This is a genomic window from Gracilibacillus pellucidus (assembly GCF_033949965.1).
Taxonomy (GTDB): Bacteria; Bacillota; Bacilli; order Bacillales; family Amphibacillaceae; genus Gracilibacillus; species Gracilibacillus pellucidus.
In genome coordinates this window covers 147308-168557 of the sequence record NZ_JAWZSR010000004.1, presented here as the reverse complement: position 1 = coordinate 168557, position 21250 = coordinate 147308, and the positions used below count along the sequence as shown (strand labels likewise).

The 21250-nt window shown below is 35.0% G+C and carries 18 protein-coding genes; 3 read left to right on the top strand and 15 right to left on the bottom strand.

The genetic code is table 11. The features are described from left to right. Window positions 1-25: 25 nt before the first annotated feature. Window positions 26-1846 carry a sensor histidine kinase gene (locus SH601_RS08630; protein WP_319957887.1) on the bottom strand — a complete coding sequence of 607 codons (1821 nt, stop codon included), beginning with the start codon at window positions 1844-1846 and terminating at the stop codon, window positions 26-28. A gap of 35 nt (window positions 1847-1881) precedes the next feature. Further along, window positions 1882-2865 (bottom strand): BMP family ABC transporter substrate-binding protein, encoded by a 984-nt coding sequence (locus SH601_RS08625; protein ID WP_319957886.1) that lies wholly within the window; start codon window positions 2863-2865, stop codon window positions 1882-1884. Between the two features lie 214 nt (window positions 2866-3079). Between SH601_RS08625 and SH601_RS08620 the strand changes: the two genes are divergently transcribed. After that, the gene (locus SH601_RS08620) at window positions 3080-3742 is read left to right on the top strand and encodes a TerC family protein (RefSeq protein WP_319957885.1); all 663 of its coding nucleotides are present in this window, start codon (window positions 3080-3082) and stop codon (window positions 3740-3742) included. A 99-nt stretch (window positions 3743-3841) separates the two neighbouring features. Here the strand turns inward: SH601_RS08620 and SH601_RS08615 are convergent, their stop codons facing one another. The 8 genes from SH601_RS08615 to SH601_RS08580 form a co-directional block, all read right to left on the bottom strand. Beyond that, window positions 3842-4480: a trimeric intracellular cation channel family protein gene (locus tag SH601_RS08615; protein ID WP_319957884.1), complete on the bottom strand. Its 639-nt coding sequence runs from the start codon at window positions 4478-4480 to the stop codon at window positions 3842-3844. Between the two features lie 68 nt (window positions 4481-4548). Continuing rightward, window positions 4549-5166, bottom strand: coding sequence for a transporter (locus tag SH601_RS08610; RefSeq protein ID WP_319957883.1), 618 nt, complete (start codon window positions 5164-5166; stop codon window positions 4549-4551). A gap of 132 nt (window positions 5167-5298) precedes the next feature. Beyond that, window positions 5299-6576: a dihydrolipoamide acetyltransferase family protein gene (locus tag SH601_RS08605; RefSeq protein ID WP_319957882.1), complete on the bottom strand. Its 1278-nt coding sequence runs from the start codon at window positions 6574-6576 to the stop codon at window positions 5299-5301. 15 nt (window positions 6577-6591) lie between these two features. After that, a complete protein-coding gene (locus tag SH601_RS08600) occupies window positions 6592-7575 on the bottom strand; it encodes an alpha-ketoacid dehydrogenase subunit beta (RefSeq protein ID WP_319957880.1) in 984 nt (327 codons plus the stop codon). Next, window positions 7575-8576, bottom strand: a complete 1002-nt coding sequence (locus SH601_RS08595) for a thiamine pyrophosphate-dependent dehydrogenase E1 component subunit alpha (protein ID WP_319957879.1) — start codon at window positions 8574-8576, stop codon at window positions 7575-7577. Before SH601_RS08595 ends, SH601_RS08600 begins: the two co-directional genes overlap by 1 nt. Beyond that, window positions 8569-9993: a dihydrolipoyl dehydrogenase gene (gene lpdA, locus SH601_RS08590; RefSeq protein WP_319957878.1), complete on the bottom strand. Its 1425-nt coding sequence runs from the start codon at window positions 9991-9993 to the stop codon at window positions 8569-8571. The genes SH601_RS08595 and lpdA overlap by 8 nt, the downstream gene beginning before the upstream one ends. 17 nt (window positions 9994-10010) lie before the next feature. Next, a complete protein-coding gene (gene buk, locus SH601_RS08585) occupies window positions 10011-11084 on the bottom strand; it encodes a butyrate kinase (RefSeq protein WP_319957877.1) in 1074 nt (357 codons plus the stop codon). Then, window positions 11081-12667, bottom strand: coding sequence for a sigma 54-interacting transcriptional regulator (locus SH601_RS08580; protein ID WP_319957876.1), 1587 nt, complete (start codon window positions 12665-12667; stop codon window positions 11081-11083). Before SH601_RS08580 ends, buk begins: the two co-directional genes overlap by 4 nt. A 496-nt stretch (window positions 12668-13163) precedes the next feature. Between SH601_RS08580 and SH601_RS08575 the strand changes: the two genes are divergently transcribed. Next, on the top strand, window positions 13164-13406 hold the full coding sequence (locus SH601_RS08575) for a DUF2627 domain-containing protein (protein ID WP_319957875.1): 243 nt from the start codon (window positions 13164-13166) through the stop codon (window positions 13404-13406). Window positions 13407-13422: 16 nt separating this feature from the next. Here SH601_RS08575 and SH601_RS08570 read toward each other — a convergent pair whose 3' ends face one another. Beyond that, window positions 13423-14772 carry an aspartate kinase gene (locus tag SH601_RS08570; protein WP_319957874.1) on the bottom strand — a complete coding sequence of 450 codons (1350 nt, stop codon included), beginning with the start codon at window positions 14770-14772 and terminating at the stop codon, window positions 13423-13425. A gap of 254 nt (window positions 14773-15026) precedes the next feature. Between SH601_RS08570 and SH601_RS08565 the strand changes: the two genes are divergently transcribed. Then, entirely contained in the window at window positions 15027-16133 is a 1107-nt protein-coding gene (locus tag SH601_RS08565) for a mechanosensitive ion channel family protein (protein WP_319957873.1), read from the top strand. A 303-nt stretch (window positions 16134-16436) separates the two neighbouring features. On the opposite strand, the gene spo0A is transcribed toward SH601_RS08565, so the two are convergent. The 4 genes from spo0A to ahrC all read right to left on the bottom strand — a co-directional run bounded on the left by spo0A (window position 16437) and on the right by ahrC (window position 21206). After that, on the bottom strand, window positions 16437-17219 hold the full coding sequence (gene spo0A / locus SH601_RS08560; RefSeq protein ID WP_319957872.1) for a sporulation transcription factor Spo0A: 783 nt from the start codon (window positions 17217-17219) through the stop codon (window positions 16437-16439). A 262-nt stretch (window positions 17220-17481) separates the two neighbouring features. Then, on the bottom strand, window positions 17482-18768 hold the full coding sequence (spoIVB, locus tag SH601_RS08555; RefSeq protein WP_319957871.1) for a SpoIVB peptidase: 1287 nt from the start codon (window positions 18766-18768) through the stop codon (window positions 17482-17484). 259 nt (window positions 18769-19027) lie between these two features. Continuing rightward, window positions 19028-20743: a DNA repair protein RecN gene (gene recN / locus SH601_RS08550; RefSeq protein WP_319957870.1), complete on the bottom strand. Its 1716-nt coding sequence runs from the start codon at window positions 20741-20743 to the stop codon at window positions 19028-19030. A gap of 13 nt (window positions 20744-20756) precedes the next feature. Further along, complete coding sequence (ahrC, locus tag SH601_RS08545) at window positions 20757-21206, bottom strand: transcriptional regulator AhrC/ArgR (protein ID WP_319957869.1); 450 nt, start codon at window positions 21204-21206, stop codon at window positions 20757-20759. Window positions 21207-21250 lie beyond the last annotated feature (44 nt).

Here is a 21250-nt window from a genome sequence, read left to right as displayed (position 1 = left end):
ATAGTATCAATTTCTACAATTATTTTCAATTATCCGGTTTCTCTTTTCCAATAATCGGTAAGGAGATTTTAAACGTCGTTCCGTTCTCGTCACTGGAGTCTACAGTAATATTACCCACGTGATTCTCAATAATTCTTGCAACAACGTTCAATCCTAAGCCCGTACCGTTCTCCTTAGAAGTAGAAAAAGGTTCAAACAAAACATTTTTAATCGATTCAGGAATACCAGTCCCCGTATCACGGAAATAAATGATATAGTTTCCGTTCTCGATACGACTAGTAATGTTAATTACTCCATTATGACCAATTGCTTCTCGACTATTACGCATAAGATTTAACAACACCTGTTTGAATTGCTTTACATCCACTAAGATATATTCATCTATAACATCTATTTGAATCTTAATATCCTTTGCTTCTAGTGTGCAGTGTACAAGTGGTAAAAATTCATCTAATAGATCTCTTAATAATATCATTTCTTTTTCTGGTTTTTTATGTTTGGACATTAATAACATTTGCTCAACAACTGAATAGATACGATCTAATTCTTTCATAATTAAATGAAAATTATATTTTTCCATTTCTTCTTTCGTCATGGATTCTTTCATTAAACTTAGAAATCCATTAACAACTGTAAGAGGGTTTCTAATTTCATGCGCAGAGCTCGCTGCCATTTCGCCTACTAATGCTAGTTTTTCAGATTGAACAATACGATTCTCTAAATTAGTTGATTCTGTGACATCGACAAAGAAGAAAATTTTTCCTGTTTTTACTTGATCATAATCAAGTAAATTACTTTGCGAAACGAGCAACACATATTCTTTATTACGAATTGACACCTTAATTTTTTTATTATGAAAGGACTCATTCGATATGAGCAATTTTAAAATTGGGTATTCTGTTTCTTTCGCAATAATATCACTATCAGAAATTAGTTCATTTGATAATCCTAACAACTCTCGTGCAAATGAATTAGTTAAATAAGCCTCATCATCATTATCATACGTAATGATTCCAACAGGCAATGAATTCAAAATTTGTTCATGCCTCATTTTTTCTTCCAGGATACGGTGAAATGATTGCTGCAAACTAGCGGACATTTGATTAATGGACCGAACAAGACTTTGCAGTTCTAATTGTTGTGTTCCTGTTACCTTTTCCCCATAATCACCATTAGCAATATTATCTACTTTCGTAACCATTGATTCAATAGGGTTGGTAATACTTTTACTTAACTTAAATGATGAAGTTAATGAAATGATAATACCTAAAATCGTTATAATAAGTAAAAAGTATAATGACTGTTCAATAATTTCCGGATATGTATCGGTATTTTGTTGTAATAATTGCATTTCTTCATGAGTCTTTGTCTCAATAGATTGTTTTAACGATTCTAACTCAGGTAGATATTCTGTTTCCACTACATTTTTCGCAGCCTCAATATTATTATATTGCAGTAAACCGAACACTTTATTCGTAATAGTAAAGTCTAATAACATAATTTGCTTCTCAAGGCTTTCAAGACTACTTGGTACAGGAATTTCTTCTTCCAACGTTTCTGTATTATTAATACGATCATCCAGTTCAAAACGTTGATGAAAATCCCGTTCAAAATCATGTTCGACTTGATTTCGGACTATTTGCCCCTTAATTTCTAATTTTTTCTCCCAATGGTTCAACCAAATAATTTCTGGAATATTTTCATCTTTTATTGTATTTGTTAATGAACTTACATCCTCAATATATCGAATCAAGAAAAGTGAAAAACCACTAAATATGATCATAAATGCTAGGAGAATGCATAGTAATTTATTTCTTAATGAAAACTGATTAAAAAAAGATAACATTCGACATTTCTCCCATCATGTTAGCTTACTAACGTTTAATAAGCTATCTCGACTTCCGTTAATTGTTTAAGTGTATGAATTTCTTCCTGAGAAAACATTGGACCTAATGGCGCTAGCCCATATACACCATCATGTTCATCTAATATTTTCTTTCCTGGTTGGATTCCAGCTTCACTCAAATAATCTCGTACGATTGCATCGTATGCCATTGGAACATTATTCATCACGCTCGTTAACACACTATCTTTTGCCATATATGATTGATCGTCTAAATAACCTATTGTATATACATCATGTTGTTTTGCATAATTAATCACTTCAGGGTTATAACCATTCCCTTTCGTATAAATGACATCCACCCCTTGTTCAATTAAGCTAGCTGCTATTTCTCTTGCATAAGATTTACTTGTTCTTTCCGGTACTACTTCATACAAAAGTTCAATATTTTCATCAACTAAATTAATTCCACTTAAAAAAACCGTTTCTTGGACCCCATTACTAGAAGGATCAATCAACCCAATTTTGTGTGTTTTCGTCTTTAAGGCAGCTGCTATTCCTGCTGCTTTTTCTACTTCATTTTGATCAAATGTATATACTGCTAGATTATTAGAAAAGTTGTCTCCATGTATTGTCACAAATTGAACACCTTGAAATTGATCACTTTCTTCAATAAAAGGCTCAGAAAATTCTCGACCATGTCCAATAATAAGTTCAAATCCATCATTAACATATTTTTCGACAAGTGTTGATATGTCCTTCTCTATATCGACATTACCCAACACTTCTACCGCAACATTGTATTGATCTTCAATCCGAAGTTTCCCTTTATATGCAAGACTTCCCCAACTTTGATCATCTAACTTATCAGAAGTTAGAACAAGTGTCTTAGTAGACTCTATCTTGGAAGTATTCATACTTTCCAAAATTTGATTCGACTTGAATATTAGCAAGATAACCAAAATCGAGACAACAAACAATGTAATTCCTAATATATATCTAACTTGTCTTTTTGCCTCCATAAGCCTTACTCCTTATATTATAGTTCCATTCTATTATACATAAAAAGACATAGTTTGAACATACTTTTACAAATTACTTTCTTTTTCGACAATATTCGATTTTTTATTTGGGTATATAGAAATAACTTCTTTCGAAATTAGCCTGCTCATGCATATCTACCATGTAGACAAGCATATAGTGAATTATCCAATAATGATATAAAAGGAGAATCATATGTTGAACATTGATTGGTTAAGTTTAATGCAGATTATTTCTATTGATATTGTTCTATCAGCTGATAATGCTCTTATCATCGCAATGGCAACTAAAAAATTGTCGAAGGTGGATCAAAATAAAGCTATACTTATTGGTGTGTTAGGCGCTATCATCTTACGAATTATTTTCGCAACAGGTGTTGTCTACTTGTTGCATTTCCCATTGATTTATATGGTTGGAGGACTCCTCCTAATCTGGATTGGATACAAGTTACTCCTAAAAGATGAAGAGACACAAGCAATTACTTCGCATGTGTCCCTAAGAAAAGTTGTTATGACAATCATTTCAGCTGATTTAATTATGAGTTTAGATAATGTGGTAGCACTTGTAGGAGCTTCCGAAGGTAACCTTGCATTACTAACTTTTGGTGTTGTAATAAGCATTCCTTTAATCTTATTCGGAGCAAAATTCATCGCTATGCTGATTGCCAAGTATCCAATTCTTTTGTATCTTGGTTGCGGAGTACTAGTCTATACCGGTGTAAAAATGATTGTACATGAACCATTTGTTTTTCAATTTTTCCGTCTAAATGAAGGATTCATCACCATTATATTAAGTGTCATTACCACTATCGGTGTGATTGTCTCTGGCTATATGACAAACAAACAACATCATGCATAGCATTCTATTAATTGACGTATAATTGGAAGCACCTAGCCATCAGTAGTTATTGACTTATGCCCAGTATATCGCTATAGATTCAACATGTTCACTACATTATTAAAAATTAGCTGTTTTTTTATGTACGTTTGGTTTTCGTTGTACGATTGGAACATTCCATTTCTTTTTAATCGCAAGTATCCGAATAGTTAACGTTACAAACAAACAGGTATATAAACTGATCGTTGGCGTGAACAAATAATATGTCAATATAAGTGTAATGGAACCAGCAATTGATGCAATTCCGTAGATTTCTTTACGAAAAACAAAGGGAATCTCACGGACAAATACATCCCGAAGTACTCCACCACCAATTCCTGTTACAAGCCCCATCGCAACGATAATAAACGGTTGAGTATAACCTGAATTAATGGCAGCATTAGCACCAACAGCAGTAAACACGCCTAAACCGATAGCATCGGAAAAATTAATTGGATACGATAATTTATTGATAAAATCGTGAAATTTAATCGTTGCCAAGCTAGCTACTAAACTAACTAAAAAATATTGTGGATCTGCTAGGTTCGTAGGTGGAATATTTCCAATCATCAAATCTCTTATAACGCCACCACCAAGCGCAGTAGTCAAACCTAACAATATAACACCAAATATATCTAAATCTTTTTTTATCCCCACCAAAGAGCCAGATATGGCAAAGGCAATCGTCCCAAGATAAACAAATGCTTCAATTAAAAACATCGTAATTCCTCATTTCTAGATGATATATAACAAAGTATGTGAGTGTTTAACCATCGTCTACTTATTCATTATTCTGTTAAAAATAAGTGTTTTTTTCTTTGCCATAGCTGTTCTAATTTGCCAAACAACCATTGCAGAACTAACCCTTGAATGATAACCCCAAATATCGATGTTACGGTCAATAACACAATTGTTGGAAAATGACTAACACTCTCCAAACTATTCGCAAATATAAATAAATGTTGAAAGACAACGATAAAAGCATCATACCATGTTGTTAGCTTATTTCCCATTTGCCAAATAGCTATTGTTTCAACCAACAACAGCACTGGAACAGACAAAATCAATAACAACTTCTTCATGTTACTTAATTGTTTCATGTAAGGGGTAATATAGTATTTAGTTATTGTCTTTATTCGAAACAGATAAATAATCCGAACTATTCTAGCAATTTGAAAAAATTGATCAAAAGGTATAACCGCTAATAATAGAAACGGATTCTTTTTAATAAATTGCCATTTGTTCTTAGCTAAAATGATACGGATGACATAATCAATCAAAAAAACTAACCAAACAACGGTATTAATGGTGGAGTTAACGGTATGATCTACCCATAAAGTCAATATAGTTGCGACTACTAATAAAATCATGATTACATCATATACTACTCTAGCTATTTGCTGCATTAGTATCACCATTCTTTTACAAGATTACGGCTATTCCCATTAACATAAACAAAGGGAAACCTTTTATTGTTCACCCGAGGTTTCCCTTGCTTTTTTAGTATACTGTTTTTACTTACAAAATGAAACTGTTTTTTAGTAAATAGGAGTTGTGTCACTTGAAATATTTTCAAGAATCGCTTTAACATGCGACATAAAATCTCCACAGATTACACCATCTAACACACGGTGATCCAGTGATAAACAAAGGTTAACCATATCACGTGCCGCAAACATATCATCAATGATTACAGGTCGTTTGACAATCGATTCAACTTGTAAAATTGCTGCCTGCGGATAGTTAATCACTCCCATAGATTGAACAGATCCGAAAGAACCTGTGTTATTGACAGTGAATGTGCCGCCTTCCATATCTTCCTGCGTTAGTGTTCCTGTTCTTGCTTTGTTAGAAAGCTCCGCTACTTCTTTTGCTATCCCTTTAATACTTTTCTCATCTACATTTTTGATTACTGGTACATATAATTCATGTCCATGTGCTACAGCTATAGATAAGTTAATTTCTTTACGTTGGATAATCTTATCCCCCGCCCAACAACTGTTTAACTCAGGGAATTTTTTCAACGCCTTCGCAACTGCATTTAGGAAGAATGCAAAATAAGATAAATTATATCCTTCTGTTTCTTTAAATTTATCTTTTTCAGCATTACGATATGCTACTAAGTTCGTTACATCTACCTCGATCATCATCCATGCATGTGGAATTTCGGTTTTGGATCGAACCATATTTTGTGCAATTGTTTTTCGTATACCTGTTACAGGAATTTCTCGATCACCTTGACGTGTTTGAACAGGTTGACGACGAATAATTGGCGGTGTAAAGTCTTGCTCTTCCACTTGCATATCTTGTTGAGATGTCTTTTCGTCTTTTTCTTCGGTTTGTTTTGACTTTGTCACTGATTTTTCACCAGCGATCACCTTTTCGATATCTTTTCTAGTTATCCGTCCACCTTTACCTGAGCCTGATACAGTAGCCAAATCTATCTGATGTTCCTGTGCTAATCGCATTACTACTGGCGAATAACGTGTTTTCATCGTTAGTTCTCCAGCTTGTTGTTGTTCCTTCTCGTTTGTCACAGGTGTTGTTGATGAAGCATGTTCAGCTGGATCTTCTCCTTCAACCTCGATATAACACATCAATTGGCCGACTTCAATCGCTTCACCCTCCTCTGCTACTAACTCTTTAATTACACCAGAGAAAGAGGATGGTACTTCCGCATTCACTTTATCAGTCATTACTTCTGCTATTGCATCATATTTTTCTACATAATCTCCCACTTTGACGAGCCAATTACTAACAGTACCTTCTGTAACACTCTCACCAAGCTGGGGCATATTAATTCTTTGGACAGTCACACATTTCACTCCTTCTTAAAATTCTGCTAAATCGCGAATTGCTTGTTCGATTTTTTCAGGGTTCATCATAAACTCTTTCTCTAAAGTTGGAGCATATGGCATAGCAGGTACATCTGGTCCTGCTAATCGACGGATTGGCGCATCTAAGTCAAACATACAATTTTCACTTATAATGGCAGCTACTTCACCAATAATACTTCCCTCTTTATTATCTTCTGTTACTAGTAATACTTTACCTGTTTTAGAGGCAGCTTTGATGATGGCTTCTTTATCTAAAGGATAAACAGTTCGCAAGTCAAGAATCTCCGTATTAATTCCTTCTTGCTCTAATTTTTCAGCTGCTTGCTTAGCAAAGTGAACGCATAATCCATACGTAATAACTGTTACATCATCACCATCGCGAACCGTATTTGCTTTACCAATTGGAAGAACGTAATCTTCCTCTGGCACCTCTTCTTTTAATAAACGGTAAGCTTTTTTATGTTCTAAAAATAATACCGGATCATCATCTCTAATCGCTGCTTTCAACAATCCTTTTACGTCATATGGACTTGAAGGCATGACAACTTTCAAGCCTGGTTGATTAGCAAAAATCGCTTCAATAGATTGGGAATGATATAACGCCCCATGTACTCCACCACCATACGGGGCCCTAATGGTGATTGGGCTATTCCAATCATTATTAGAACGATATCGAATACGAGCAGCTTCAGAAATAATTTGGTTTACTGCAGGCATAATAAAGTCTGCAAATTGCATTTCTGCTACTGGACGCATACCGTACATTGCCGCTCCAATCCCAACTCCAGCAATTGCTGATTCAGCAAGAGGGGTATCCATGACTCTTTCTTCTCCAAATTGTTCATAAAGACCAGCGGTAGCAAGGAAAACTCCTCCACGTTTACCGACATCCTCACCAAGAACGAATACTTTCTCATCCTTTTCCATTTCTTCTTTTAATGCTTGGTTAACTGCTTGGATATACGTTAATACCGCCATTATTGATCCCCCTTTTCACCGTACACATGATCAGCGATTGTTGAAACTTCTGCATATGGTGCATTTTCTGCATAGTCTGTCGCTTCATTGATTTCTTGTTTAATGGTTGCTTCTAATTCATTATTAATTTCTTCTGTTAAATAGCCTTTTTCAAATAAGAACTTCTTAAACTGTTCTAAACCGTCTTTTTCTTTCTCACTTGTCACTTCATCTTTCGTACGATACGTCATGTCATCATCATCACTTGAATGTGGTGTTAAGCGATAGGAAACAGCCTCAATTAATGTTGGTCCTTCACCATTTACTGCACGATTATGTGCGTCTTTTACTGCTTCATACACAGCAATTGGGTCATTACCATCAACTTTTACACCTTTCATACCATAACCGATTGCACGGTCTGCAATGTTATCACATGCCACTTGTTTGTTTACTGGAACACTAATCGCATACTGATTATTTTCTACCATTGTAATAACAGGTAATTTGTGTACACCAGCAAAATTTAATCCTTCATGAAAATCTCCTTGGTTGGAAGAACCTTCTCCTAGCGTAACAAAGGCAACAGTAGGTTTTTTCTCCATTTTAGCTGCTAAGGCAAAACCTGTAGCATGAGGAACTTGTGTCGTTACCGGCGAAGAGCCTGTGACAATACGACTTTTCTTTTTACCAAAGTGACCTGGCATTTGACGCCCACCTGAATTCGGATCTTCCGCTTTTGCATATGCTTGTAAGAACAGTTCACGTGTTGTCATACCAAAATGAATAATAACACCTAAATCACGATAATATGGTAAAACATAGTCTTCCTCTTTATTTAACGCAAAGGCTGCTGCCACTTGCATAACTTCTTGCCCTTGACATGATACAACGAACGGAATACTACCAGAACGATTAAGTAACCACATTCTTTCGTCTACTCTTCTCGCAAGTAACATTTCTCTGTACATCTCAAGTAATGTTTCTTTATCTTCTGCTAATGAATATGTTTGATTAGCCATGTAATTTCCTCCCCTCGACTGCTAATGCAGCCTCGCCAATAATTTCACTTAATGATGGATGTGGATAGACTACTTCTGATAACTCTAATGCTGAGCCATCAAAATACTTCGCTATACTTGCTTGTCCAATTAATTCTGTAACATGCTCACCAATCATGTGAACACCCAAAATATCATCTGTTTTTGTATCAATAATGATCTTAGTAAACCCTTTTGTATGACCATTTACGTGAGCTTTACCAATTGCTTGAAGCGATACTTTCTCTGTGCGATAATCGAATCCTTGTTCTTCTACTTCTCCTTCCGTATAACCAATCGTTGCGATTTCCGGATCCCCGTATATACATGCCGGAATTTCTTGTTCTGTTAATGGACTACTACTGATTCCGGCAATATGTTCTACCGCTTTTTTTCCTTCATACGTGGCCACATGTGCCAGTTGCATACCTCCGATAACATCACCTATTGCATATATATGACTTTCCTTTGTTTGAAAATGTTCGTTTACTTGAATAAATCCTTTAGCATCTAGGCCAATATCCGTATTTTCAATTCCTATTTTATGTGTATTCGGCTTGCGACCAACCGCCATTAATAGTTTGTCAGCAACTAGGCTTTCTATCTTACCGTTTTGCTGATACCCTACTTTGACTTGCTCTCCCTTTTCAATAGAACTTGTATCTAATACTGCTTTTTCTAGAATGGTAATACCTTTTTTCTTTAAGTTACGTTTTAACTCTTTCACAATATCCTGATCAAAAGATGTAAGAATCTGGTCTTGCGCCTCTAGGATGGTAACTTCTACACCTACATCACGTAAAAATGACGCCCATTCTATACCAATTACTCCACCACCAACAATTATCATTGACTCTGGCAATTGCTTCATCTCCACCAAGTCATCGGATGTTACTATTTGTTGATGATCGATCTCTATATTGGGTAATACACTCGGTGATGAACCTGTCGCAATGATCACATTTTTCGGTACTAACAGATCATTTTCTCTCTCATCTTCATACTCTACTGAAATAGATCCCGCCATTGGTGAAAAAATAGACGGACCCATGATACGACCATAGCCTTGATACACATCTATTTGATTAGTGTTTATTAAATGCTTCACTCCTTGATGCAAAGATTGAACAACTCCATCTTTTCTTTTCATTGCTTGCTCTATACTAAAAGATGGTGGTGAAGCATCAACGCCGTAATCTGCCGCATGTTTTACTTGCTGATATACACTAGCACTTTTTAACAATGCTTTTGTAGGAATACAACCTTTATGTAAACAAGTTCCACCAAGATTAAATTTCTCAACAATTGCTGTTTTTAATCCTAACTGTGTTGCGCGAATAGCGGTAACATATCCTCCTGTTCCACCACCTAATATGACTACATCATAATTTAATGCCATCTAAGCCATTCCTTTCTTTATTTATACTGTTTTACCTTTTCGATACCTTGTAATACTCGTAACGTTCCTTGGGCAAGGGCTAGCATGACGTTTTCACCAGGATACACATATGTATCTGCTATCCAACTTACTTGCTCTATTATCTTCTGCGTAAGGTAATCAAATTTAGCTAATTCACCTGTTAACGCAATAGCATTCACTTTACCAGCTGCAACTGTACTTATCTTTCCGATCTCTTTTGCGACTTGATAAGCTAAAATTTCAAACACCTCTTCGACCCTCTCTCGTTGTGACTTGAAGAGTAGGTGAAGATCTGTATTCCGTTCAATACCTAAATAAGCTTTGATACCACTTTCGTTGATTAATTTATATTGAAGTTCTTCCATAGACATCCCTGAATGATATCCTAACTGCACTAATGCTTCATTTGGCAGTGAGCCTGCTCGCTCAAAAGAAAACGGCCCATCTCCATCAAATCCGTTGTTCACATCTACCACTTTTCCATATTGATGAATACCAACTGTCAGACCCCCACCCATATGTGCTACTACTAATGTAAGGTCTTCATAATTTGCATGCAGTTGTTTTGCTAATGAGCGAGCGACAGATTTTTGATTTAACGCATGAAAAATACTTTTTCTTTTCACGTTTGGTAATCCTGTTCGTTTAGCAATTTCCATCATTTCATCTACTACAACAGGATCGACAATATATGCTTGTATATTCCAATCTTTCGCAATATCATAGGCCAACATAGCACCTAGGTTGGAAACGTGAATGCCATTAATATTATTCTGGAGATCCTCTACCATTCGTTGATTAACTAAATACGTTCCGCCTTCGATTGGACGAAGTAGGCCACCTCTACCACAAACTGCATCAATGGAAGCCACATCGATTCCAATTGCTTGAATCCTGTCCATAATCGCTCTTTTTCGATAAGTACGTTGCTCCATTACCTCTTTTTTTAAATGGACATCATCTATTGCTAACATTTGTTCATACAAACATTGATCATTTTCAAAAAGGGATAACTTCGTTCCTTCTACCATAGGATTAATTACTAATATCCGGTAATTTGTTTGGCTCATGGCGCACCTCGATCAATTTTATATTTATCCATTTTATAGTACAAATTACGAACGGAGACTCCTAAGAGCTTAGCTGTTTTTGTTTTGTTAAAATTATTTCTTAGCAATGATTGATAAATGTACTCTTTTTCGTACTGATCCATCGCTTCTTGTAGTGGCATGTCTCGACTTAATAAATTTGGTTGCTCTTCTAGAGTAATATGCTGTTTTGTAATAACTTTCGTAAAAACATCTATTTTTTTTACAACGTCATCCATTTCTCGCTCTAACTGTGCTATATTTCCAGGCCAATCAAGTGTTTGCCAATAATCTAATACTTCTTGGTCAATTTTTTCAATATTGGTATGATAAAATTTGTTTAAATTGATTAAAAAGACATTTGCTAACACTGGTATATCTTCTCTTCTATCTTTTAATGCTGGTACGATAATTGGATAGCGCTGAATCGCTTCATATAATGGCATAAACCAATCAGTAGGCACTAAATCTAGAGATGTACTAAATACAATTGACGACGACACTTCTTCGATAAACATCAGTAATTGTTTTTGCCTCTCAAATGGAATAACTGCATTTATACAAAAATATATCGTACCATTTTCGCCTTTGTCACGCACATATTCTAGCTTTTCTTCAAACAAACTAACCTCTAACAATTCTGAAAAATAACAAGTAACAAACGGATGTGACTTTCGCTCACTCAAACTATGCACCACTTTAGCAACCATGTTTTTACCAGTTCCTTTTTCACCTTTTATTAATATAGGCGTATCTAGTTTGGCATATAGCTTAACTTGTTCACGGACGATGTTGATCGCGGGAGAATGACCGATAATATCCTCTAACACATGCGTTTTTTCTAATTTTCTTATCATACTTTGCACAAGTTTAAGCTCTTCTTCCTGTTCATTCAAATTATCAACATGTAAAAATTGTATACAACCAACTAATTTCCCTTGAACTTGAATAGGTTTACTAACTAACTCAACATGATGAGATATGAAAGTATCATCTTGATAAGATTCTCTTATTTCGCGACGTGTATCAATTGCCGTTGTTGCTAATTTATGTACCCATTCAACCGCAAACGGACTTATTCGCTTCACTTCTTCCCACCATACTCGACTAGTTAACCATTCACCCCCATCCTTGAGAACAACACGAAATTCTGTATTACTTCCGAAAGTTAACTCATGGATCACCGCTTTCAACGTATCCATATCGGTTAATTGACTGACTCGCTGTTCGAACGTAGTAAGTGGTTCGAGCAATATTACTGTGCCAAGCAACTGTCCATCATTATTTGTATAAGGAAAGTACCTTGTTACCACTTCTTTATCGTTATTAATTAACCTGTCCGTCTTTTCCATCGATTGAAACGACTGTTTCACCTCATTTATACAGTCGTCTTCTAACAGGGACTTTATAGGCATCTGAGTAATTTCATCATTTATATCGATTGTCTCTTCAGCAAATTTATTCATAAACGAAACATCGCCTTTATTATTGACGATAATTAAACCTATCGGCAAGCTATCAAAGAAATGCATATTTTCAACAAGTATATTTGCAGCTATTTTCATCACATCCTGCACGTTTTTTCATACTTATATTATAAATATCCTTGCAATATTTTGCAATAACTAAATTTTCTTATCTGAAGAAATTTACTAACGATGTCTTCAAGCGATAGCATCCATTTAATTATCCGTTGAAAGACGCTCACCCATACTTTTTGATGGGTATTGGAAGCCTTACCGCTACGATAGAATATCCCACTTTCAACAAGCACAGCCTCAACTAACTTTACCAAGAAAAAAACTTGGTGAAGTGGATTTTCGGCTTGTGCTATTCCTGTAAGAGTATGTCTTCGTCTTCTATCTTCGCTAAGTTTAGGGCTTTTCTCTCAGCAATGAATTAATGTATTCCCGCTCACAAACATCAGAACGAAAGAAAGTTTATCTTCCGAAGTATCTTTTCATTTGTAGACCGCTTAAACGAAATGCTAGTGGTTGCGCTTTATTTTTGGTAACTATTTGTTATAATAAATGTATTATTCGGATTGTAGGAGGAAGCGTTTTGCGAATTGTTGCTTTATGTTTATTAGTTTTACCTGCTATACTAGCTACATACGGGATTAAATTAATGAGAGATGCTTTTTTTGGTGAACTTACTCCCATTTTCATGCATATCATCCTACAATTCATTGTAGGATTTGGATTCCTTGCTGGAGGTCTATATTTTATCGGAGGATTTATTTTACACAGAGATAAAAAGCGTCACCTAACAAAAGGAGAAAAAAATAACAGGTATACCCAATAGGGCTACCTGTTATTTTTTATTCTGTGAAGAATGTTTCGTATAAAGATTTAACTGCTTCTTTTACTTCTCCGGTTTTAATACCGAACATCATGGACACTTCTGATGAACCTTGATTCATCATTTCAATGTTAACATTTGCTTTAGCAAAAGCATTTGTAGCTTTATCCGCTAAACCAATTGTACTATCCATACCTTCTCCAACTACCATTATTAAGGCAAGATCTCGATCGATATGAATCGTATCCGGGTTTAACACTTCTTTAATACGAGCTACTACACGTTCTTCCTTTTCTTTTGGTAAATGCGATTCACGAATAATAACAGATAAATCATCAATACCAGACGGTGTATGCTCAAACGAAATATCTTCATCCTCTAAAATCGTTAATAACTTACGACCAAAACCTAATTCTCTATTCATTAAATATTTACTTACATAAATACTGACGAATCCTGTATCACTTGCAATACCAACAACAGGGTTAGGTTGAGGTTCCTTTTTAGATACGATGATCGTTCCTATTCCATTAGGATTATTTGTGTTTTTAATACAGACAGGTATATCTGCTTTAAACGCCGGAATCAATGCTTCATCGTGAAATACCGAGAATCCAGCATAAGATAACTCACGCATTTCTTTATATGTCAATGAAGTGATCTCTTTTGGATTTTCTACAATTGTTGGATTGACAGAATATACAGAGTCTACATCTGTAAAGTTTTCATATAAGTCTGCTTGTACACCTGCAGCAATAATCGAACCCGTTATATCAGACCCACCTCGAGAGAACGTATTTAATGTACCGTCATTTGTATACCCAAAGAAACCAGGAATAACGAAGATCTCTTCTCGTTCTCGCAACTTATATAATTCCGCATAGCTTTCTTCTAGAATTTGTGCATTACCAGGGTTATCTGTCACGATAATACCTGCTTCTTTTGGATTTAAGTAGCTTGCTTTCAATCCTAAAGACTGAAGATATGCACTTAAAACTTTAGCAAGCGAGTCTTCCCCTGTTGCTTTTAATGCATCCATTTTTATTGCATCTGTCTGATTTGATTCTAGAATACTTTCTACACTAGCTTTTATTTCAGTAATTACGTCATTTGAAATATGTAATTCGGCTGTAATCTCTCGAAAGCGTTCTAATACTGCTTGTAACTGTTGTTCATATGCTTGTTTGTTAAAATACGCTTCCCCTAATTCAATAAGGAGATCCGTTACTTTAATGTCATCTGAGAATCTCTTCCCAGGTGCTGAAACAACAATTGCTTTTCTCTCCTTATCATCCTGAATGATAGATGCCACTTTCCGTAATTGCTCAGCACTAGCTACGGAACTCCCTCCAAATTTCGCTACCTTCATGTCTAATCTCTCCAATAATAATTTTTATATCAATAAAAATATTATCACACTTTTCACAAAATTGTTACACAAAAATGATGCTAAAACCGCAAAATTTGTAAGCATTCATAAGCTTAGGTGCACAAAACAACTAGAAAGTTAAAATATTAGGGAATATGCAATTATCTGTACATTCATCGACAATTAGAAAAAAAGTGACAAATAAAAATAGTTCATGATAAAGTATAAATATGTTTTGCTGGGGAGGGTTTAACTTGAATTGGAAGTGGAAATTTTGGGAGAGTATATCTTCTGAAGACTACATACATATCGCCATTAGTGTAGGGATTATCTTATTTAGTTTTTTACTTCGAAAGATTTTTATTAAATATATTTATTATTTATTAGTGAAGGTAGCCAGAAAAGGGAAAAATGACTTTTTTAACTATATGTTAAGTGCATTTGAAAAACCATTACAAGTTCTGATTATTATCATAGGGGTATATGTGTCAATGGGATATTTCCCATATATAAACCAGGATAATGATATTTTTGGACACTTAATTAGAGTGAGTGTTATTTTAATGATTACATGGGGGCTATATAACTTATCTTCAAGCTCTTCGCTTTTATTTATGAAAATCAGCGATGCGTTTAATTTTGAAATAGATGAAATTTTGATTCCCTTTTTATCAAAAGCTGTCAGAGTAATCATTATCGCTATTAGTTTAAGTATTATCGCCCAAGAGTTTGATTATGATGTGAGCGGGTTTGTAGCTGGTCTTGGCCTCGGTGGACTTGCCTTCGCACTTGCAGCACAAGAAGTGATTAAAAACCTCTTCGGTGGAGTTGTTATTATCACGGAAAAACCTTTTTCCATTGGGGACTGGATTGAAACACCAACCATTGAAGGAGTTGTTGAGGATATTAATTTCCGAAGTACGATTGTGCGTACTTTTGCTGATTCACTTATAACGATTCCTAACTCCACATTATCGAATGAACCAATCACTAATTGGAGTAAAATGGGGAAACGTAGAATTACATTCAACCTTGGCGTAGAATATAGTACGACAAAAGAGCAATTGGAAATAGTTATTCGCCGTATCAGAGAATACTTGGAAAACAGCGAAGATATACATCCTGAAACTATTTTCGTCCGTTTTTCTGACTATAACGATAGTAGCCTTGATATAATGTTGTACTTCTTTACTAACACCATTGATTTCGATGAACATTTAAAAGTAAAAGAAGATGTTAATTTTAAAATTATGGAGATTTTAGAAGAAGAAAATGTATCCGTGGCCTTTCCGTCTCGTACGATATACATGGATCAGGACAACCAAGAAACAATTAAGACAGTGCAAACACAAAAGGAATAACGCCATTTGAACGATTATCTAAGCAAAAACATCACTCATTTATTACGTAATGAGTGATGTTTTTATTGACTTTTTTTGCACACATAAGTCATGATAAAACTGTCCATTTGTAATTCCATATCTGATAACAACAAAAAAAGACACCACACTTTACTGATTTTTTCAAACCAATAAAAATGATGTCTTTCGGTAAACAAACTTTTTATTTGTAGGTACAAAAAGAAGTTTATAGGCATTTGTACATTATGTGAAAAAATATGTTAAAACGTTATAAAGTCTTTCATAGCAAGCATTTCTACAACGTTAACTTGCACGGTTTTCTAATCTTAATCGGTCGGCAACCATCGCAATAAATTCAGAATTGGTAGGTTTTGCTTTAGATACACTTACAGTATAACCAAATAACGAAGAAATAGAGTCCATATTTCCTCTGCTCCACGCTACTTCAATCGCATGGCGAATCGCTCTTTCAACTCGTGATGCAGTTGTATTGAATTGGGAAGCAATATCTGGGTATAAAACTTTTGTAATAGAACCTAGTAGCTCAATATCATTATAGACCATCGTAATTGCTTCACGCAGATACATATAACCTTTAATATGAGCAGGAACGCCAATTTCATGAATAATGTGTGTGATACTAGCTTCTAAATCAAATTTTTTCGTTTGACTGCCACTGGATGCATTTTGCTCATTATGTACAGTCGTCTCTATACCATGGACTTGTCTAATCTGTTCTGCAAGGTGTTCTAAATCAAACGGTTTTAAGATGAAGTAAGACGCACCTAAACCAACAGCTTTTTTGGTAACATCTTCTTGTCCGAAAGCTGTAAGCATAATAACATTAATATGCTTAGTCTGATCATTTTGTTTTAGTTTTGACAAAACAGCTAAACCATCTATATGAGGCATGATTATATCTAATACAACAACATCCGGATTTAACTCTTCCACCTTATCAAGACATTCTTTTCCATTATAAGCCTTACCGCTCACCTCAATGTCGTCTTGTTCTCCTAAGTATTCGTCCATTAGATTCACAAGCTCATGATTGTCATCCACCAACATAACTTTCGTCTTTTTCACACAAGTTCCTCCTTCAATTCTTATGCTAACAATGTATTTGCCGCTACTAATAATACATTCGACAAATGAAAGGGAAATCCTTCCTAAACAATTAAAAAAATTAAAATAAAATATAAAAATTTCATTTGTCGAAAAATCTTTACTAAAATTATAGCAAATATTTCAACATTCGGCAATATGTTGTTTTAAAATGATCAGTCTATTTAGTTTAGAATATCAAACAGTAATACCCGTTTCTGTTTACACGAAACGGGTATTACTGTTAACTAGCTCTTTCTTTTTCCTGTTCATAAATGTTAATACCTGCTTCATTCAACATCCACTCAATATGAACACCGTATCCACTAGTAGGATCATTAACGAATACATGTGTAACGGCACCAATTAACTTATCATCTTGAATAATTGGACTTCCGCTCATTCCTTGTACAATCCCACCAGTTGCATCTAATAAACGTTGGTCGGTTATTTCTAATATGATGCCTTTCGTTGCAGGTGCTGTCTGCTCGACACTATTTACAATTTCCACATCAAATGCTTCAACCTTCTCATCATCAATAACAGTTAAAATTTGTGCAGGTCCTTCTTTGACTTCGTTCGGTAATGCAATTTGCATTGGTTGAGACCATCTTTCATTTTGCAAAGGTTCATTTAAACTTCCAAAAATACCGAATGGTGAATTTTTGGTGATGTTTCCTAACTGATTATTACTAAATTGAAAATCCGCTTTCTTTTCCCCCGGTATGCCGTGTTCCCCTTTTTTGATATCAGTAATCTTAGAACGAACAATTGAGCCATTATCAATTTCAACTGGTTTTTTCGTATCCATATCTGAAATGATATGGCCTAATGCACCATATTTTTTCGAATCAGGGTCATAAAAAGTCATCGTTCCTATCCCAGCAGCAGAGTCCCGAATATATAATCCAATACGATAATCCTCTTCCTTCACATCATAATGCGGAATTAACTCAGCATCAACTGTACTATTTCCACGTTTTATTTCTACTTGTAGCGTTTCCTTATTTTCTCCAGCTTGTTTAACTATCGGTGCTACTTCTTCCATACTTGTAATAGGCTGTTCATTAATCGAAATAATACTATCACCAACTTTAATATCCGCTTCTTCCCCTGGTGAAAGCGTACCATCATCAGTTGTAACTAGATGGTGACCAACAACTAAAACACCTTGCGTTTCTAGGTTTATTCCCACAGATTGCCCGCCTGGTATAACACGAAAATCATCATATACATCTACATCTACCTTCTTTAAAGGAACCTGTCCCATTGTATAGATTACTTCGTCAGAACCACTTTCTTCGATGGAATAATTCATTAAATCTGTTGCGTATTGAATTGTGCCATCATTTTGTGAAGAGACCGTTACATCTCCATTTAGTTTTGGCAGTGATAATGGTTCAGACTGTGAAAATGTTTTTATATGGTTTGGAATGGAAAGATATATTTGAAATGGTGTGTACCACGGAAGCATAAACAAAATGACAAGGAGTATTAATCCTATACTTTTTCTTACATAATCTTTCTTCACAATAAAAGCCCTCCTTGTAATACAGACTGTTTTTGATCTGTACCATTAATTTGACCTTTCAGAGAGCTTTTTAAACCCGTAAAACATTAGAAAAATTGGCATTCGCCAGATCATTTAGCAAATGCCATAGTTGTATGTATGCTTTGTACAATTTGCATATATATTACGTCAAAATAATACATTGAACTGGTATTATATGTTCCGAAATGTAACTAACTCGAAAAAACATTTCCATGTATCGAAATGTTTTTTCGAGCCATTATTTTTTCAAATTCATTTCAATTAATTCTTTAGCATGCGTACGAGATGTTTCTGTTAATTCTTCTCCAGTAATCATTTTTCCAATCTCATCAATTCGTTCATCAAATGACAATTCCTGAATTGTAGTATGTGTACGATTATCATGAACCACTTTTTCAATTCTCAAGTGTGTGTCAGCAATTGAAGCTACCTGAGGTAAATGAGAAATACAAATAACTTGTGACCCATTGGAAATATTATAAATTTTTTCAGCCATTGACTGTGCAACACGTCCACTTACACCAGTATCAACCTCATCAAAAATAACACTTGTTACACCTTGATGTTGTGAAAAAATGTTCTTTAGCGCCAACATAATCCGTGACATTTCACCACCAGAGGCAATCCGTTCTAGTTCTTTGACTGGTTCACCAGGATTGGTGGAAATTAAGAACCTTACATGATCAAGTCCATTTTCATTAGGCATAACTTTTTTTCCTTCAAAGCTTATACCTTTTTCTCTATTAAGAATGGCTACATCGACTTTGAAGTCTGTTTTTTCTAAATATAGATCTTTCAATTCTGATAACACAGCTTCTTCTAATTGCCTTGCAGTGTTTTGTCTAATATTATGTATTTCTTTCGCTTCTAATAACAAATCATGGGTGACTTCTTCTAGCATTGATGCTAAATTAGCCAAGTGTTGATCACGATTTTTAATTTCATCTAATTCTTCTTCAATTTTAGCGCTATATGTCATAATCTCTTCGACTGTTTGACCATACTTTCTCTTTAATTGATCAATTTCATGTAGCCGCGCTTCAATCATTCCTAATCGACCAGGTTCATAGTCCATGTTATCAAGATGCTGACGAATCTGATAGGATAGTTCTTCGATTAAATAATAATGATCTACATATTGCTGATGAATTTTCTTAATATCTTGCTGATGCTCTCCAGCTTCTTCCAAGTTATTAGCTGCGTGAGATAGCCAATCTAAGCCTCGTTGCTCTCCATGTAAAGCATTATAGGCATCATTTAAATTCTTATGGATTGTTTCAAAATGATGTAATTCATTTCGCTCATTCGTTAACAACTCATCTTCATTCGGTTGCAAATTGGCTTGTCCAATTTCATTTAACTGAAATTCCAACAAATCTATTCGTTGTGCTAATTCTTGTTCATTTTTTGTATTTGATTCATGCTTAGCTTTTAATTCTTTCCATTCAGCATACAATTTTTGATAATCGGTTTTGAAATCCTGTTGGCTAGACATACGAAAATAATCCAACAGTTCAATATGTTTGTCTTGATTTAGTAGCGCTTGTGTTTCATGTTGACTATGTATATCTAAAACGGTTTGTCCAATTTCCTTTAAAATCCCTAAGGTTGTTAACTTTCCGTTTATACGACAAATACTCTTACCAGATTGAGAAATAGTACGATGCAGAACGAGCATATGGTCATCCATTATTTCCATCCCCAGCTCTTTCGCTTTATGATAAACAGGATGGTCTGTATCATCAATAATAAACAAACCTTCTAACTCTGCTTTCTTTTCTCCATGGCGAACATACTCAACCGAACCACGTCCACCTACTAATAAACCAATCGCATCAATAATAATTGATTTACCAGCACCCGTTTCACCAGTCAAAACAGTCAATCCTTTTTGAAAGGAAATATGAAGTTCATCCATGATGGCAAAATTTTTAATCGATAATTCGGCTAACATATGCACTTCACCTCTATAACATATCTAAGAATTTCTCTTTAAGCTCTTCAGCTTCTTCTGTCGTTTTACATATAATCAGAATCGTATCATCACCGCAAATGCATCCGACAATTTCTTCCCAACCTAAATTATCAAGCAAGGCACCCATTGCTTGCGCATTTCCCGGTAAAGTTTTCATTATGATAAAATGAGTCGCAGTATCAATACTAATAAAAGCATCCATAATAAAACGTTTCAACTTGTTTAACGGATTAAATTTTTGATCTGCTGGTAAACTGTATTTATACCTGCCGTCCGCCGTTGGGACCTTCACTAAATGTAATTCTTTTATATCTCTTGAAATCGTCGCTTGCGTAATGCCATAGCCTTGGCTTCTTAATTCAGCTACTAAATCATCCTGTGTTTCAATTTCACTCTCGGCAATGATCTCTCGAATTTTAATATGCCGCTGCGCTTTATTCATCGGTTTTTCCTCCCGCATATTTACTCAGGTACAATCATTAATTT

Excerpts from the sequence above, each read along its gene's own strand:
- SH601_RS08630 (WP_319957887.1), bottom strand. The coding sequence starts at position 1,846 with ATGTTATCTTTTTTTAATCAGTTTTCATTAAGAAATAAATTACTATGC.
- SH601_RS08625 (WP_319957886.1), bottom strand. The coding sequence starts at position 2,865 with ATGGAGGCAAAAAGACAAGTTAGATATATATTAGGAATTACATTGTTT.
- SH601_RS08620 (WP_319957885.1), top strand. The coding sequence starts at position 3,080 with ATGTTGAACATTGATTGGTTAAGTTTAATGCAGATTATTTCTATTGAT.
- SH601_RS08615 (WP_319957884.1), bottom strand. The coding sequence starts at position 4,480 with ATGTTTTTAATTGAAGCATTTGTTTATCTTGGGACGATTGCCTTTGCC.
- SH601_RS08610 (WP_319957883.1), bottom strand. The coding sequence starts at position 5,166 with ATGCAGCAAATAGCTAGAGTAGTATATGATGTAATCATGATTTTATTA.
- SH601_RS08600 (WP_319957880.1), bottom strand. The coding sequence starts at position 7,575 with ATGGCGGTATTAACGTATATCCAAGCAGTTAACCAAGCATTAAAAGAA.
- SH601_RS08595 (WP_319957879.1), bottom strand. The coding sequence starts at position 8,576 with ATGGCTAATCAAACATATTCATTAGCAGAAGATAAAGAAACATTACTT.
- lpdA (WP_319957878.1), bottom strand. The coding sequence starts at position 9,993 with ATGGCATTAAATTATGATGTAGTCATATTAGGTGGTGGAACAGGAGGA.
- buk (WP_319957877.1), bottom strand. The coding sequence starts at position 11,084 with ATGAGCCAAACAAATTACCGGATATTAGTAATTAATCCTATGGTAGAA.
- SH601_RS08580 (WP_319957876.1), bottom strand. The coding sequence starts at position 12,667 with ATGAAAATAGCTGCAAATATACTTGTTGAAAATATGCATTTCTTTGAT.
- SH601_RS08570 (WP_319957874.1), bottom strand. The coding sequence starts at position 14,772 with ATGAAGGTAGCGAAATTTGGAGGGAGTTCCGTAGCTAGTGCTGAGCAA.
- recN (WP_319957870.1), bottom strand. The coding sequence starts at position 20,743 with ATGTTAGCCGAATTATCGATTAAAAATTTTGCCATCATGGATGAACTT.
- ahrC (WP_319957869.1), bottom strand. The coding sequence starts at position 21,206 with ATGAATAAAGCGCAGCGGCATATTAAAATTCGAGAGATCATTGCCGAG.